Genomic DNA, 15,153 nt, shown 5'->3' on the forward strand with positions numbered 1-15,153 from the left:
GTACGACACTGGGGACGTGATCCGTTACGACGCCCTGGACGCGCTGCCCGTGCGCTCCGCCCTGCCCGCCCTCGCCGATGCCCTGGAGAGCGCCGGCACCGCCGTGCTCGTGGCGCCGCCCGGCACCGGCAAGACGACGCTGGTGCCGCTCGTGCTGGCGGGGCTGGTGGGCGGCGGGCCGGCGCGCCGGGTCGTGGTGGCCGAGCCGCGCCGGATCGCGGCACGGGCGGCGGCCCGCCGGATGGCGTGGCTGCTCGGGGAGAGGCCCGGCGAGAGCGTGGGCTTCACGGTGCGCGGCGAGCGGGCCGGGGGGCGGCACACGCGCGTGGAGGTCGTGACGACCGGCGTGCTGCTGCAGCGGCTGCAACGGGACCAGGAACTGCCCGGCGTCGACGTCGTCGTCCTCGACGAGTGCCATGAGCGGCATCTGGACGCCGACACGGCGGCCGCGTTCCTGTGGGACGTACGGCAGGCGCTGCGGCCGGAGCTGCGGCTGGTGGCCGCGTCGGCGACGACGGACGCGCAGGGCTGGGCGCGGTTGCTGGGTGGGGCGCCGGTGGTCGAGGCGGACGGCGTCGCGCATCCGGTGGAGGTGGTGTGGGCACCGCTGGCGCGTCCGGTACGGCCGCCGCACGGGATGCGCGTCGATCCGGCGCTGCTGGCGCATGTGGCCTCGGTGGTACGGCGGGCGCTGGCCGAGCGGGACGGGGACGTGCTGTGCTTCCTGCCCGGTGTGGGCGAGATCGCGCGCGTGGCGGGGCAGCTCGGCGGACTCGGCGACGTCGACGTGCTGCAGGTGCACGGGCGGGCGCCGGCCGCCGTGCAGGACGCGGTGCTGGCGCCCGGGGCGCGGCGCCGCGTGGTGCTGGCGACCTCGGTGGCGGAGTCGTCGTTGACGGTGCCCGGGGTGCGGGTGGTGGTGGACTCGGGACTCGCGCGGGAGCCGCGGGTGGACCACGCGCGCGGGCTGAGCGGGCTGACGACGGTACGGGCGTCGCGGGCGGCCGGGCGGCAGCGTGCGGGGCGGGCCGGGCGAGAGGCGCCGGGGGCGGTGTACCGGTGCTGGGCGGAGGCCGAGGACGGGCGTCTGCCGGCGTTTCCGGCGCCGGAGATCAGGGTGGCCGACCTGACCGCGTTTGCCTTGCAGGCGGCTTGCTGGGGCGATCCGGACGCCTCCGGGCTGGCATTGCTCGATCCTCCGCCGGGCGGGGCGATGGCGGCGGCGCGCTCCGCTCTGACAGCGGTGGGGGCGGTGGACTCCGCCGGGCGGGCCACGGAGGTCGGTGTTCGGTTGGCTCGACTTGGCGTGCATCCCCGGCTGGGGCGGGCCTTGCTGGACACCTCCGGTGAGGGTGCGGAGGTTGTCGCCCTGCTCTCCGAAGAGGTGCCCCGGGATTACGCGGATGATCTTTCCGGTGCGTTGCGTCGTGCGCGGCGCGGGGGCGACGCCTACGCTGCGCGGTGGGCTGCGGAGGTACGGCGGCTGCGGGCCGTCTCGGAGGAGTCTTCCCACCCGCCGGCCCGTCACGGTCGGCCAGAAGGTGCCCCTGGGGCCGGGCCGGGCGCCGGTGATGAGCGGCTCGCCGGAGTCGTCGCCGGGCTCGCCTTCCCCGAGCGTGTCGCCAAGCTCGACGGCGGGTCGTACCTGATGGCGTCCGGCACCCGGGCCGAGTTGTCCGACGGGTCCGCTCTGCGGGGCGCTCCCTGGATGGTCGTCGCCGTCGCCGATCGGCCCGCCGGGAAGGGGCACGCGCGTGTGCGGCTCGCAGCCGCCGTGGAGGAGGACGTGGCACTCGCCGCCGCCGGCGCCCTGCTCGGCGAGCGGGACGAGGTGCACTGGGCCGACGGGGACGTCGTGGCCCGGCATGTCGAACGGCTGGGGGCGATCGAGCTGGCCGTGCGGCCGCTGAAGGACGCCGATCCGGCGCTCGTGCGAGCCGCCCTCCTCGACGGGCTGCGTCAAGAGGGGCTGGGGCTGCTGCGGTGGACGGCGGATGCGGAGGCGTTGCGCCAGCGGCTGGCGTTTTTGCGGGCGCACCTCGGGGAGCCGTGGCCGGACGTGTCCGACGATGCGCTCCACGCGCGCGTGGACGAGTGGCTGGAGCCGGAGCTGGGCCGGGCGCGGCACCGGGCGGATCTCGGCCGGATCGACGCCGGGCAGGCGCTCGCCCGGCTGCTGCCCTGGGCCGGCGGGGAGGCCGGCCGGCTGGACGAGCTGGCGCCCGAGCGGATCACCGTACCGAGTGGGTCCAGAATCCGGATCGACTATCGGGACCCGGAGCGGCCGGTGCTCGCGGTGAAGCTTCAGGAGATGTTCGGGCTGGCGCAGACCCCCGCCGTGGCCGGGATGTCGTTGCTCGTCCATCTGCTCTCGCCCGCCGGGCGGCCCGCCGCCGTCACCGCCGACCTCGCCTCCTTCTGGAAGGACGGCTACAAGGGCGTACGGGCGGAGCTGCGCGGGCGGTATCCGAAGCATCCGTGGCCCGAGGACCCGGCGACCGCCGAGCCCACCCGGCACACCAACGCGCGGCTCAGGCGCTGACCGGTTCGGGCCGCGTCGCCTCCTCGGGGGCCGGGTCCCCGGGGTGCCGGGCGCGGGCCTCCAGGTAGAGGGAGAGGGCGAGGAGGAGCAGGCCGAGGATCAGGGAGCCCCAGGGGACGTACGAGGTGAGCATCAGGACCAGGGTGCGGTTGTGCTTGACCAGGGCGACCGTGTGCTCGATGTAGTCCTCGCGCATCTTCACGTCCCCGGCGAACGCCGTGACGCCGGCCCGGCCGCCGAGCAGGGTGCCGCCGCGCAGCTCCTCCTTGTGGAGTTCCTCGCCGTAGACGGGCGCGCCGGTGACCGGTTCGACCCAGAACCTGCGGACGGTGCTGTACCAGCGGGTGGTGCCCGTCCTGGCGACCGATTCCGGTGTGATGCCCTGGACCGGCATCGTCTTCGGCATGGGGACCTTGGTCCAGGGGATGCTCTGTTCGAAGTAGTAGACCTTCAGGCCGCGGAAGGTCTGTGTGCCCTTGTAGTGGATGGGGCTGGTGGTGCGGGTCTGCGCGTCGAAGTACTCGTAGTCGCGTTTCTGCGTCAGGAAGGGCCACTTGAACTCGATGCCCTCGCGGCTGACCGGGTCGCCGTCGACCATCTCGCCGGTCGCGTGCACGGGGTCCTGGCTGTGGGCGTCGAAGATGTAGCGCTCGGGGACGCGGGAGACCATCTTGCCGTCGGGGCCCTGGACGTAGGAGAGGCTGTCCCAGACCACGACCGGCCGCCCCGCCGTCCTCTCGATCTTCTTCGCGGCCTCGACGTTGCCTTTGAGGGTCTGCACGATGGTGACCTTGGAGACCTTCCGCGCGCGCATCGTGCCGTAGTCGAGGAGGGTGGCGCCCCTGGCCTCCAGAACCATGTCCTGGTACTGGTTCGCGGGGATCCTGGCCAGGCGCGGGAAGGCGTACCAGCGCATGAGCGGGGACAGCGCCGCGCAGAAGACGGCGCAGGCGAGCAGGACCAGGCTTGCCTTGCGGCGCATCGCAGGCCTCCTTCCCGGACGGGCGCGGCTACGGGTGCGTGGGCACCGTCGACAGCAGCGGCTTGGGGGACGTACGGCCCGACGGCGTACCCATGGCGGTCATCGTCAGGACCAGGGCGAGCGCGAGGGCGAGGCCGGTCGCGGCGGCGATCAGGGCGCGCATACGGGCCTCCCGGCGGACGGTCTGCACCCCAAAGGTTCTGATGGGGCGTCAGGTCGGCACCGTAGCAACGGGCGGGTGAGATGAGAACAGCGGTGCACGGACGAACGACGGCGCCCTCCCCGCCGGTGCGGGGAGGGCGCCCTGCCGGTGTGTGTGGTGTCAGGAGGAGGCGGACGGGCTCGGGGACGGGGAGGGGCTGGCCGAGGTGTCGTCGGCGGCGACCTTCAGTTCGACGGTCAGCGTCGTGCCACCGGCCGTGGTGATGCGGAGCAGGAAGGTGCCGGTGTTGTCGTCCGCGTACAGCTTGGGCAGCGTGAGCAGGCCCTTGGCGTCCGTCTGCAGACCGTCGAGGGTGCGTACGGGCTTGCCGTTCTTGTCCTTGAAGTAGGGGCCCTTGTCGTTCTCGCTGGTGTCGAGCGGGGACTTGATCAGGGTGGCGGTGGTCGCCACCTTGTCCGCGACGGCGCCCTTGTATGTCGCCTTCACCTGGACCTGGTCGGCGAACTCGCCGCCCGGGGTGCAGGTCAGCGGGGTGTCGCTGGTGCGGGTCAGGGTGTCGGCGACGCGCTCGGTGACGGTGGCCGTGTAGTCGACGCCCTTGACCGAGCGGCCCACGACGGTGGCGGTGACCTTGAAGTCGCCGGTCTTCTCGCCGGCCTGGAGCGCCGGTGCGAGGGCGACGCCCTGGGCATCGGTGGTGACCGTGGCCACGGTCTCGCCGCCGGTGAAGGTGGCGTCGGTGTCCCCGCTGATCGTGAACCTGATCCTGACCTTGGCGACGGACTTGTCGGCCTTGGTCTCGGCGCGGGTGCCGATGCGCTCGGTGAAGGCGTGGCCGGCCATCGCGGTGAGCTGTGCGGTGTCCGCGTTCTTCAGGTGGTCCACCGTGTCGGTGGGGGTCTGCGGAGTCGTCGGCGGGACGGGCGGCTTCGGCGGCTTAGGACTCGGGGTGCCGCTGCCGCCGCCGGGCTTGCTGGGCTTCGGGTCCGGTTTGGGGTCCGGCTCGGTCTGCGGCGGGTTCGACGGCTTCGGGGACGGTGAGTGCCCGCTGCCGTCGTCGCTGCGGTGGCCGGGCACGCTGCCGGTGCCGTTGGGCACGGAGTGGGTGCCCTTGCGGTAGTACTCCAGCCACGACAGGACGGTGTTCAGGTAGTCCTGCGAGTTGTTGTAACTGAGGATCGCGCTGTGCAGGTCGTCCTCGCGTGAGAGGTCCCAGCCGTTGCGGCACAGGTAGTCGCCGGCGGCGAGAGCGGCGTCGTAGACGTTGTTGGGGTCCTTATTGCCGTCGCCGTTGCCGTCGCGGCCCGCCCAGGCCCAGGTCGACGGGATGAACTGCATGGGGCCGACGGCCTGGTCGTACTCGGTGTTGCCGTCGTACTCGCCGTGGTCGGTGTCCTTGACGAGCGCGAAGCCGTTGCCGTCGAGCACCGGGCCCAGGATCCGGCCGATGGTGGTGCCGTCGGCGTCGACCCGGCCGCCGTCGGCCTGACCCGACTCGACCTTGCCGATTGCGGCGAGCAGTTGCCAGGGCAGATTGCAGCCGGGCTTGGCGGAACGCAGTTCGGCCTCGGCCTTCTTGTAGGCGTCGAGGACCGTCGCCGGTATGCCGGCCTCGGCGTCGCCCGTGGCGACGGGGGTGCCGGCGCTCGTCGGCGAGGGGCTGGGACGGGGGCTGTTGAGCGGCGGCAGGTCCGTGTAGTACGGCGAGTTGCCGGTGGCGTTGCCGTCGGAGGTCGCGTCGGGTACGGGAGCGGACGCGCCGGCCGTCGTCTGTCTGCCGTGGTCCTCGCCGGTCGCTCCCGGAGCCTGGGACGCGGACAGGGCCGCGACCGCTGCCGCGGCCACGGCGGTGGTCGCCGCCCCCTTGCGCAGCCGCCTTCCGAAATGCGCCGCCATCGAGTGAACCCCTCCCGTGGACGCCCCGCGTCCGTCTCCGTCGGTCTGCCCTCGCTCTGGTGTGACGGCTGACCCGGTGTTCAGGTTGCGCCTGAGGCGTCCTTTCCGTCTGTGCGTCATGTGTACGACCGTGCGTCCGGCACGGCGACCCAGGTGACCCTACGGCAACTTGCTGTGCGCCGGGACCCGTTCTCGCCCGATTTCACCGGTTGGCCGACTCTTGTTGTCGCGGTGGTCCCGCGCGGGGGTCGCGCATACTGGACGGAACTCGTTCACCGGCTCGATGCCGTGGCCGGCGACCGCCCCGGGGAGCCCTGTTGCCGTTCACGCTCAGCCATGCGGCGGCCGTCCTGCCCGCGGTCCGCCGGGACGGGTCCGGCCGCGGCCCGCTGGTGCCGGCGGTGCTCGTCGCCGGCTCCTTCGCACCCGACATGACCTTCTACGCGGCGGGTGTTCTGCCGGGCGGGATGGAATTCGGCGCGATCACCCACTCGTTCGCCGGGGTCCTCACGGTCGACGTGCTCATCTCCTGGGTGATGGTGGGGCTGTGGCTGCTCGTCCGCGAACCGTTGCTCGCACTGCTGCCCCGGAGCCTGCGGGGCCGGTGGGCCGTGCTGCTGCGCTGCGGCGCGCCACGCGCACGGGTACGGGCCGGCTCGGTGGTGTGGTGGTACGTCTCCGCGGTGCTGGGTGCGCTGACCCATGTGGTGTGGGACGCGTTCACGCATGACGGGCGGTGGGGGACGCGGCTGATTCCGGCCATCGAGCGGGACCGGCCGGCGGGCCTGCCGCTGTTCTCGTGGCTGCAGTACGGCTCGTCCGTGGTGGGCGCGCTCGTGATCGCGGTGTTCGCCGCGCGTGCGGTGCGGCGGGCGCCGGGCGGGGAGCCGGTGGGGGTGCCCGTGCTGTCCGTGCGGGACCGGTGGGTGGCCGGGGCGGTGATCGGCGGCTGTACGGCGGCCGGGGCGGTGCAGCGGGCCGTGCGTCGGTCGACCACCGTGGGCGCGCCCGGGCGGCTGTGGGATCTGGTGCCTGACCTGTGCTTCGGGAGGGGCGCCGGGGTGGTCCTGGGGCTGGTGCTGTACGCCGCCGGGGTCAGGGTGTGGCGTCGGGACCGGGTTCCGGACGGTCCGGGGAGTCCCGGTGATCACCGTGATCTCGGTGATCTCGGTGATCTCGGTGATCTCGGTGATCTCGGTGATCCCGGCGGGGTGGTCGGTGCGGGCCCGGAGCGGCCGGTCGCTCGGTGAGGGACGCGACGAAGACCGTGAGGGTCGGCCGGGGGCGCGATCTCGGGATCGCGGTGAGCGCGAGGGCGAGGTAGCCCCGGGCCAGGTCGGTCCACTGGCGCCAGTCCGGGGTGTGGCCCGTGTGGGCGGTCCCGCCGGCGCGGCCGTGCCAGAAGTCCGTGGCGGCTCGGCGGACGGCCGCGGCCAGGCCGGAGGGAATGCGGGCGGTGCTTGCGTCGGCCGCGAGGGCCGGGACCGGCGAGGCGAGCATGGCCTGCGCCGAGGCGGTGTCCGCCCAGGCCCGGGTGTCTGCCTCGGGCGTCCGGCGGTGAAGCATGCGTATACCCATGCTCGCAGTTTTGCGGCTGTGGGGGGTGGGGGGCGTTTTGGCGGGGGCCACGTGAGTGACGTCCCTCCGGGGGCCGGCCGACGGGTTCTTGTGGGTGCCGGTCCGGTGTGCTGATGGGAGGGGATGCCGTGGTGGGTGGCGGAGGGGGCGGTGCAGCGTGCCTCGGCTGCACCGCCCCCTCCGCTCGGTCGCCGCAGGCTAGTGGGCCGCCGATTCCCAGTCCGGGCCCACGCCGACCGAGACGTCCAAGGGGGCGTGGAGGTGGACGGCGTTCGCCATTTCGTGGCGGACGATCTCTTCCGCGGCCGCCCGCTCGCCGGGGGCGATCTCCAGGACGATTTCGTCGTGGACCTGGAGGAGCATGCGGGACTTCAGCTCCGCCGCCCGCAGCGCGCTGTGCACCTTGAGCATGGCGATCTTGACGATGTCGGCCGCTGTGCCCTGGATGGGCGCGTTGAGGGCCATGCGCTCGGCCGCCTCGCGACGCTGGCGGTTGTCGCTGTTGAGGTCGGGGAGGTAGCGGCGGCGGCCGAAGAGTGTCGCGGTGTAGCCCGTCGCCCGTGCCTCGTCGACCGCCCGGCGCAGATAGTCCCGGACGCCGCCGAAGCGCTCGAAGTACGCGTCCATGAGGGCGCGCGCCTCGGCCGCCTCGATGTTCAGCTGCTGGGAGAGGCCGAACGCGGAGAGGCCGTAGGCCAGGCCGTACGACATCGCCTTGATCTTGCGGCGCATCTCCGCGTCCACCGCGGCGGGTTCGACGCCGAACACCTGGGACGCGGCCGTGGTGTGCAGGTCCTCGCCCGAGGTGAACGCCCGGATCAGGCCCTCGTCCTCGGAGAGGTGGGCCATCACGCGCAGCTCGATCTGGCTGTAGTCGGCGGTCATCAGGGACTCGAAGCCCTCGCCGACCACGAAGCCGCGGCGGATCGCCCGGCCCTCGTCCGTGCGGACCGGGATGTTCTGCAGGTTCGGGTCCGTGGAGGACAGCCGGCCCGTCGCCGCCACCGTCTGGTTGAAGGTGGTGTGGATACGGCCGTCGCCCGCGATGGTCTTGATCAGGCCCTCGACCGTGACGCGCAGCTTCGCCTGCTCACGGTGGCGGAGCATGATCACCGGCAGTTCGTTGTCGGTCTGGGTGGCGAGCCAGGCCAGGGCGTCGGCGTCGGTGGTGTAGCCGGTCTTGGTCTTCTTCGTCTTCGGCAGGGCCAGCTCGCCGAAGAGGACCTCCTGGAGCTGCTTGGGCGAGCCCAGGTTGAACTCGTGACCGGCGGCCGCGTGGGCCTCCTTCACGGCCTGCTGGACCGCTCCCGCGAACGTCTGCTCCATCGCCTCCAGATGTGCGCGGTCGGCCGCGATGCCGTGCCGCTCCATACGGGCGAGCAGCGCGGACGTGGGCAGCTCCATGTCGCGCAGCAGGTCCGCCGCGCCGACCTCCTCCAGGCGGGTCCCGAAGGCCTCGCCGAGGTCGAGGACCGCGCGGGCCTGGATCATCAGCGCCTCGGCCTCGGCGGCGTCGTCGGCACCGAAGGCCAGCTGGCCGTCGGCCGCGGCGGCGGGCGCCAGTTCACGGTGCAGGTATTCCAGGGACAGCGCGTCCAGGTCGAAGGAGCGGCGGCCCGGCTTGACCAGGTAGGCGGCGAGCGCGGTGTCCATGGTCACGCCCTCGACGGACCAGCCGTGCTCGGCGAAGACGCGCATGGCGCCCTTGGCGTCGTGGAACACCTTGGGGCGGGCGGTGTCGGCCAGCCAGGCCGCGAAGGCGTTCTCGTCGGTCTCGTCCAGCTCGGCCGGGTCGAACCAGACGGCCGCTCCCCCGGCCGCGGCCAGGGCGACCTCGGCGACCGAGCCGGTGCCCAGTGCCCAGGTGTCGACGGTGGCGACGCCCAGGGTCCCGGTGCCGTGCTCGGCGAGCCAGGGGGCCAGCTCGCCGGTGCGCAGGGTCTTGCCGTCGATCTCCACGCCGCCGGTCGCCACGGGGGTGGTCTCGGCCTCCTCGGCGCCCGGGTCGACGGCGAAGAGGCGCTCACGCAGGGACGGGTTGCGGATCTCCAGGGTGTCCAGGACCATCGCGACGGTCTTGCGGTCGTACGGAGCCCGCTCCAGGTCGGGGACCGACTTCGGCAGTTCGACCTGGCGCTCCAGCTCGGTGAGGACGCGGTTGAGCTTGACCGACTCCAGGTGGTCGCGGAGGTTCTGCCCGGCCTTGCCCTTGACCTCCTCGGCGCGCTCGACCAGCTCCGCGAAGGAGCCGAACTGGTTGATCCACTTCGCGGCGGTCTTCTCGCCGACGCCGGGGATGCCGGGGAGGTTGTCGGACGGGTCGCCGCGCAGGGCCGCGAAGTCGGGGTACTGGGCGGGCGTCAAGCCGTACTTCTCGAGAACCTTCTCCGGGGTGAACCGGGTCAGCTCCGAGACGCCCTTCGTCGGGTAGAGCACGGTGATGTTCTCGGTGACCAGCTGGAAGGAGTCGCGGTCGCCGGTGACGATCAGCACCTCGAAGCCCGCGGCCTCGGCCTGCGTGGCGAGGGTGGCGATGATGTCGTCCGCCTCGAAGCCCTCGACGGCGAAGCGCGGGGTGTGCATCGCGTCGAGCAACTCGCCGATCAGCTCGACCTGGCCCTTGAACTCGTCCGGGGTCTTGGAGCGGTTCGCCTTGTACTCGGTGAAGCGCTCGGAGCGCCAGGTCTTGCGCGAGACGTCGAAGGCCACGGCGAAGTGTGTGGGCGCCTCGTCACGCAGGGTGTTGGCCAGCATCGACGCGAAGCCGTAGATCGCGTTCGTCGGCTGGCCGGTCGCGGTTGTGAAGTTCTCCGCGGGCAGCGCGAAGAACGCGCGGTAGGCCAGCGAGTGCCCGTCCATGAGCATCAGCCGGGGACGGCTACCGCCGGAGGTCTTGTCGGTCTTCTTCGATGCTGTCTCTGCCACGTCCCCGATCCTGCCACGCCGCACTGACAGTCCGGGTCGCGTCTCGCTGGTGGGTGTGAGCGCGGACACAGTGAACGGGGTCGAGAGATGGCCAAGGACGGTTCGGTGCCTTGCCCGACACCGAGGCCTTGCCCAACACCCCGGAGGAGATCGGAGGGAGAGGGGACGGGCGACGGCGTCGTTGTCGGTGGCCCGTGGGAGGATCGTTCGCGTACTTCTCACACGCAGTCGAAGGAGAGCGTGCGATGGCGACGAAGCCGCCCAAGGGTGATCCGGTCCAGGACGCGCCGCAGGTCGCGGAGCCGAAGCACGCGGCCGCGGGGCTGCCCGCCATCGGGCACACGCTGCGTATCGCCCAGCAGCAGATGGGTGTGCGGCGCACGGCGCTGACATTGCTGCGGGTGAACCAGAAGGACGGCTTCGACTGCCCGGGCTGCGCCTGGCCGGAGCCGGACCACCGGCACAAGGCGGAGTTCTGCGAGAACGGCGCGAAGGCGGTGGCCGAGGAGGCCACGCTGCGCCGTGTCACCCCGGAGTTCTTCGCCGCGCACCCCGTCGCCGACCTGGCCGGCCGCAGCGGCTACTGGCTGGGCCAGCAGGGCCGGCTCACGCATCCCATGTACCTCGCCGAGGGCGGCACGCACTACGAGCCGGTCACCTGGGAGCGGGCCTTCGACATCGTCGCCGAGGAGATCGCCGCCCTCTCCTCCCCGGACGAGGCCGTCTTCTACACCTCGGGCCGTACGAGCAACGAGGCCGCGTTCCTGTACCAGCTCTTCGCGCGCGAGCTGGGCACGAACAACCTGCCGGACTGCTCCAACATGTGCCACGAGTCGTCCGGATCGGCGCTCAGCCAGACCATCGGCATCGGCAAGGGCAGCGTCCTGCTCGAAGACCTCTACAAGGCCGACCTGATCATCGTCGCCGGACAGAACCCGGGGACGAACCATCCGCGCATGCTCTCCGCGCTGGAGAAGGCCAAGGCGAACGGCGCGAGGATCATCAGCGTCAATCCGCTGCCCGAGGCCGGCCTGGAGCGGTTCAAGAACCCGCAGACGCCGCAAGGCATGCTGAAGGGCGCCGCCCTCACCGATCTGTTCCTGCAGATCCGCATCGGCGGCGACCAGGCGCTCTTCCGGCTCCTGAACAAGCTGATCCTGGAGACGGAGGGCGCGGTCGACGAGGAGTTCGTGCGCGAACACACCCACGGTTTCGAGGAGTTCGCGGCGGCCGCGCATGCCGCCGACTGGGACGAGACGCTGGCCGCGACGGGCCTCACGCGCGCGGAGATCGAGCGGGCACTCGGCATGGCACTCGCTTCGAAGCGCACGATCGTCTGCTGGGCCATGGGCCTGACCCAGCACAAGCACGCCGTGCCGACCATCCGTGAGGTGGTCAACTTCCTGCTGCTGCGCGGCAACATCGGCCGGCCGGGCGCGGGCGTGTGCCCGGTGCGCGGCCACTCGAACGTGCAGGGCGACCGCACGATGGGCATCTTCGAGCGGCCCGCGCCGGCCTTCCTGGACGCGCTGGAGAAGGAGTTCGGGTTCGCGCCGCCGCGCGAGCACGGCTTCGACGTCGTGCGGGCCATCCGTGCGCTGCGCGACGGCGAGGCGAAGGTGTTCTTCGCCATGGGCGGCAACTTCGTGTCGGCCTCGCCCGACACCGAGGTGACCGAGGCCGCGATGCGGCGCGCGCGGCTGACCGTGCATGTGTCCACCAAGCTCAACCGCTCGCACGTCGTCACGGGCGCGCGGGCGCTGATCCTGCCCACGCTGGGCCGCACCGAGCGGGATCTGCAGGCAAGTGGCGAGCAGTTCGTGACCGTCGAGGACTCGATGGGCATGGTGCACGCCTCGCGTGGGCGGCTCGCGCCGGCGGGCCCGCGGCTGAGGTCCGAGCCCGCGATCATCTGCGGCCTGGCGCGCCGTGTGCTCGGCGCGGACAGCGTCGTGCCCTGGGAGGAGTTCGAGAAGGACTACGCGACGATCCGTGACCGCATCGCGCGCGTGGTCCCCGGTTTCGACGACTTCAACGCGCGCGTGGCCCGGCCGGGCGGCTTCACGCTGCCGCACGCCCCGCGGGACGAACGCCGCTTCCCGACCGCCACGGGCAAGGCGAACTTCACGGCGGCGCCGGTGGAGTATCCCGAACTGCCGGAAGGCCGGCTGCTGTTGCAGACCCTGCGCTCGCACGACCAGTACAACACCACGATCTACGGCCTGGACGACCGCTACCGGGGCATCACGGGCGGCCGCCGGGTGGTGCTGGTGCACCCCGAGGACGCACGGGCGCTCGGATTCGCCGAGGGGTCGTACGTCGATCTGGTCAGCGAGTGGAAGGACGGCGTGGAGCGGCGGGCGCCCGGTTTCCGGGTCGTGCACTATCCGACGACCCGGGGCTGCGCGGCGGCGTACTACCCCGAGACGAACGTCCTGGTCCCGCTGGACGCGACGGCCGACACCAGTAACACCCCGGCCAGCAAGTCCGTCGTCGTACGACTCGAAGACCCCACAGGGAGCGCGACGGGCCGTCTGGAACAATCGGCGACCGACTGAGCGTTTGCTCAGCCAGCAGACAGGTGGACGAAGAACGGAGCCGGACCCATGGGTGAGCAGCAGCGAGTGAAGTTCCCGCAGGAGGTCATCGACGAGTACGCGGCGCTCGGCGTGGACCTGCCCGCCCTGTTCTCGGCCGGACACCTCGGCACCCGGATGGGTGTGCAGATCCTGGAGGCCTCGCCGGAGAAGGTCGTCGGGACCATGCCGGTGGAGGGCAACACCCAGCCGTACGGCCTGCTGCACGGCGGCGCCTCCGCGGTGCTGGCGGAGACCCTGGGCTCGGTCGGCTCCATGCTCCACGGCGGCAGCTCGAAGATCGCGGTCGGCGTGGACCTGAACTGCACGCACCACCGCGGGGTCCGTTCGGGCCTGGTGACCGGTGTGGCCACGCCGGTGCACCGGGGCCGGTCGACGGCGACGTACGAGATCGTGATCAGTGACGAGGAGGGCCGCCGGGTGTGCAGCGCCCGGCTGACCTGTCTGCTGCGGGACGCCCGCCCCGGCGACGCGGCGCAGGCGTAGGCCCACCGCGAACCGGGCCGCTCCGCCGGGCCGTTGCCCCCGCCCCCTCTCCAGCCGGCAGTGGCGCCGATGTCGTGAAACAGCGTCAAGGCACCACGCCAGCCGGGAAGTTGGCCGGTCCACGGGCGGCCCGGCGCGCGACGCTACCGAGCGTGGACCGGCGGACACCGGCCACCCCGCCCCGGGCTGCCCGGCCGTACCCGGGAATCTCGCTGGTGACGGACTCGCGAACCCCCTTCCGGACAAAGGCGGGTTCGGACCGCAAGATCATGAAAACCCGGCACGTGGCGCACTACGGGATTGCGCCGATGAATGCCGGACCTCCTTCCCTGAATGTAACTCTGCGTAATACGCACGCAATACGGATTCACACTCGCGCGCCCGGTTCACGCCATCCGCAGCACGCCTCTCAGGTCCGGAAAGCCCCTTGCGACAACGGCATCATGTCATCACCAAAACCCCTGAGACACCTGAATTGATCAAGGTGAGTCCTGCGGGTTCTCATATTCCGGACCGGGCGAATCGGCCGTAATTTCGCCCTTCCCCCCAGGGTGTACCGCTGTGCATTACGTCGTGTCATAACAAGAGAGTCACAGCCTTGGTCAGACTCTCCTCCACGTTCCCCACACACGCTTAGAGTCACCGCCAGTCACCGCGCCCCGATTGCCTCTTCGGCTGGAAAGTTCGGGCAGCGCGCGGCTCGACCGCTTCCAGCGGGATGCGGTCGTACTGGGGAAAGGACTGATCGTGCGTCAACGTTCGCTCATCGCCATCACCGCCGCGCTGGCCGCGGGAGCACTCACCCTCACCGCCTGCGGCTCGCGCGACAGCGGCGGCAAGGGCTCGGACTCCAAGGGCGGCACCACCGTCGTCATCGGCGTCGACGCCCCCCTCACGGGCGACCTGTCCGCGATCGGCCTCGGCATCAAGAACTCGGTCGATCTCGCCGTCAAGCAGGCCAACAAGCAGAAGGTCGTCGACGGTGTGACCTTCAAGATGGAGGCTCTGGACGACCAGGCGCAGCCCTCCTCCGGCCAGCAGAACGCCTCCAAGCTCGTCAGTGAGTCCGACGTCCTGGGTGTGGTCGGCCCGCTGAACTCCTCGGTCGCCGAGTCCATGCAGAAGGTCTTCGACGACGCCAAGCTGGTCGAGGTCTCCCCCGCCAACACCAACCCGTCCCTGACCCAGGGCACCAACTGGCAGACCAAGAAGGCCCGTACGTACAAGTCGTACTTCCGCACCGCGACCACGGACGCCATCCAGGGCCCGTTCGCCGCGCAGTACGTGTACAACCAGGCCAAGAAGAAGAAGGTCTTCGTCATCGACGACAAGAAGACCTACGGCGCCGGCCTCGCCGCCACCTTCACCGACGAGTTCAAGAAGCTCGGCGGCACCGTGGCGGGCACCGAGCACATCAACCCCGACACCAAGGACTACTCGGCCGTTGCCACCAAGGTGAAGAACTCCGGCGCCGACGTCGTCTACTACGGCGGCGAGTACCCGCAGGCCGGTCCGCTCAGCAAGCAGATCAAGGCCGCGGGCGCCAAGATCCCGGTCGTCGGCGGCGACGCCATCTACGACCCGACGTACATCAAGCTGGCCGGTGCCGCCAGCGACGGCGACCTCGCCACCTCGGTCGGCGCCCCGCTCGACCAGCTGTCCTCCGCCAAGGACTTCCTCGCCAACTACAAGGCGGGCGGCTACAACGAGCAGTACGGCGCCTACGGCGGCTACGCGTACGACTCCGCGTGGGCGATCATCCAGGCGGTCAAGCAGGTCGTGTCCAGCGGGAAGGTCCCCTCGGACGCCCGCTCCAAGATCACGGCGGCCATGCAGAACGTCTCCTTCGACGGTGTGACCGGCAAGGTCTCCTTCGACGAATACGGCGACACCACCAACAAGCAGCTCACCGTCTACTCCGTGACGGGCGGCGCCTGGAAGACCGTGACGTCCGGTACCTACAACGGCGGCTGACCCACTCCGC

At 71.5% G+C, this 15,153-nt stretch carries 9 protein-coding genes; 5 read left to right on the plus strand and 4 right to left on the minus strand.

Annotation, left to right across the window (positions count from 1 at the left end):
* Positions 1 to 16: 16 nt before the first annotated feature.
* Positions 17 to 2,542: an ATP-dependent helicase HrpB gene (hrpB, locus tag AV521_RS21640; protein WP_076090119.1), complete on the plus strand. Its 2,526-nt coding sequence runs from the start codon at positions 17 to 19 to the stop codon at positions 2,540 to 2,542.
* On the opposite strand, the gene AV521_RS21645 is transcribed toward hrpB, so the two are convergent.
* The 3 genes from AV521_RS21645 to AV521_RS21650 all read right to left on the minus strand — a co-directional run bounded on the left by AV521_RS21645 (position 2,532) and on the right by AV521_RS21650 (position 5,583).
* Positions 2,532 to 3,524: a DUF3068 domain-containing protein gene (locus AV521_RS21645; protein WP_076090120.1), complete on the minus strand. Its 993-nt coding sequence runs from the start codon at positions 3,522 to 3,524 to the stop codon at positions 2,532 to 2,534. The two genes, hrpB and AV521_RS21645, sit on opposite strands and share 11 nt — an antisense overlap.
* A 28-nt stretch (positions 3,525 to 3,552) precedes the next feature.
* Positions 3,553 to 3,687 carry an SPW_0924 family protein gene (locus AV521_RS47765; protein WP_107480974.1) on the minus strand — a complete coding sequence of 45 codons (135 nt, stop codon included), beginning with the start codon at positions 3,685 to 3,687 and terminating at the stop codon, positions 3,553 to 3,555.
* Positions 3,688 to 3,846: 159 nt separating this feature from the next.
* Entirely contained in the window at positions 3,847 to 5,583 is a 1,737-nt protein-coding gene (locus AV521_RS21650) for a lytic transglycosylase domain-containing protein (protein ID WP_076090121.1), read from the minus strand.
* Between the two features lie 317 nt (positions 5,584 to 5,900).
* Here AV521_RS21650 and AV521_RS21655 point away from each other — a divergent pair, with 317 nt between their 5' ends.
* Positions 5,901 to 6,833 (plus strand): DUF4184 family protein, encoded by a 933-nt coding sequence (locus tag AV521_RS21655; RefSeq protein WP_076090122.1) that lies wholly within the window; start codon positions 5,901 to 5,903, stop codon positions 6,831 to 6,833.
* A gap of 526 nt (positions 6,834 to 7,359) precedes the next feature.
* Here the strand turns inward: AV521_RS21655 and polA are convergent.
* Positions 7,360 to 10,086 carry a DNA polymerase I gene (polA, locus tag AV521_RS21660; RefSeq protein WP_076090123.1) on the minus strand — a complete coding sequence of 909 codons (2,727 nt, stop codon included), beginning with the start codon at positions 10,084 to 10,086 and terminating at the stop codon, positions 7,360 to 7,362.
* A 245-nt stretch (positions 10,087 to 10,331) separates the two neighbouring features.
* Here polA and AV521_RS21665 point away from each other — a divergent pair, with 245 nt between their 5' ends.
* The 3 genes from AV521_RS21665 to AV521_RS21675 all read left to right on the plus strand — a co-directional run bounded on the left by AV521_RS21665 (position 10,332) and on the right by AV521_RS21675 (position 15,143).
* Positions 10,332 to 12,644 carry an FdhF/YdeP family oxidoreductase gene (locus tag AV521_RS21665; RefSeq protein WP_076090124.1) on the plus strand — a complete coding sequence of 771 codons (2,313 nt, stop codon included), beginning with the start codon at positions 10,332 to 10,334 and terminating at the stop codon, positions 12,642 to 12,644.
* Between the two features lie 48 nt (positions 12,645 to 12,692).
* Positions 12,693 to 13,169 carry a hotdog fold thioesterase gene (locus AV521_RS21670; RefSeq protein WP_076090125.1) on the plus strand — a complete coding sequence of 159 codons (477 nt, stop codon included), beginning with the start codon at positions 12,693 to 12,695 and terminating at the stop codon, positions 13,167 to 13,169.
* Positions 13,170 to 13,916: 747 nt separating this feature from the next.
* The gene (locus AV521_RS21675; protein WP_076090126.1) at positions 13,917 to 15,143 is read left to right on the plus strand and encodes a branched-chain amino acid ABC transporter substrate-binding protein; all 1,227 of its coding nucleotides are present in this window, start codon (positions 13,917 to 13,919) and stop codon (positions 15,141 to 15,143) included.
* The last annotated feature ends 10 nt before the right edge of the window (positions 15,144 to 15,153 follow it).

This window comes from Streptomyces sp. IMTB 2501 (assembly GCF_001953885.1).
Lineage (GTDB): Bacteria > Actinomycetota > Actinomycetes > Streptomycetales > Streptomycetaceae > Streptomyces.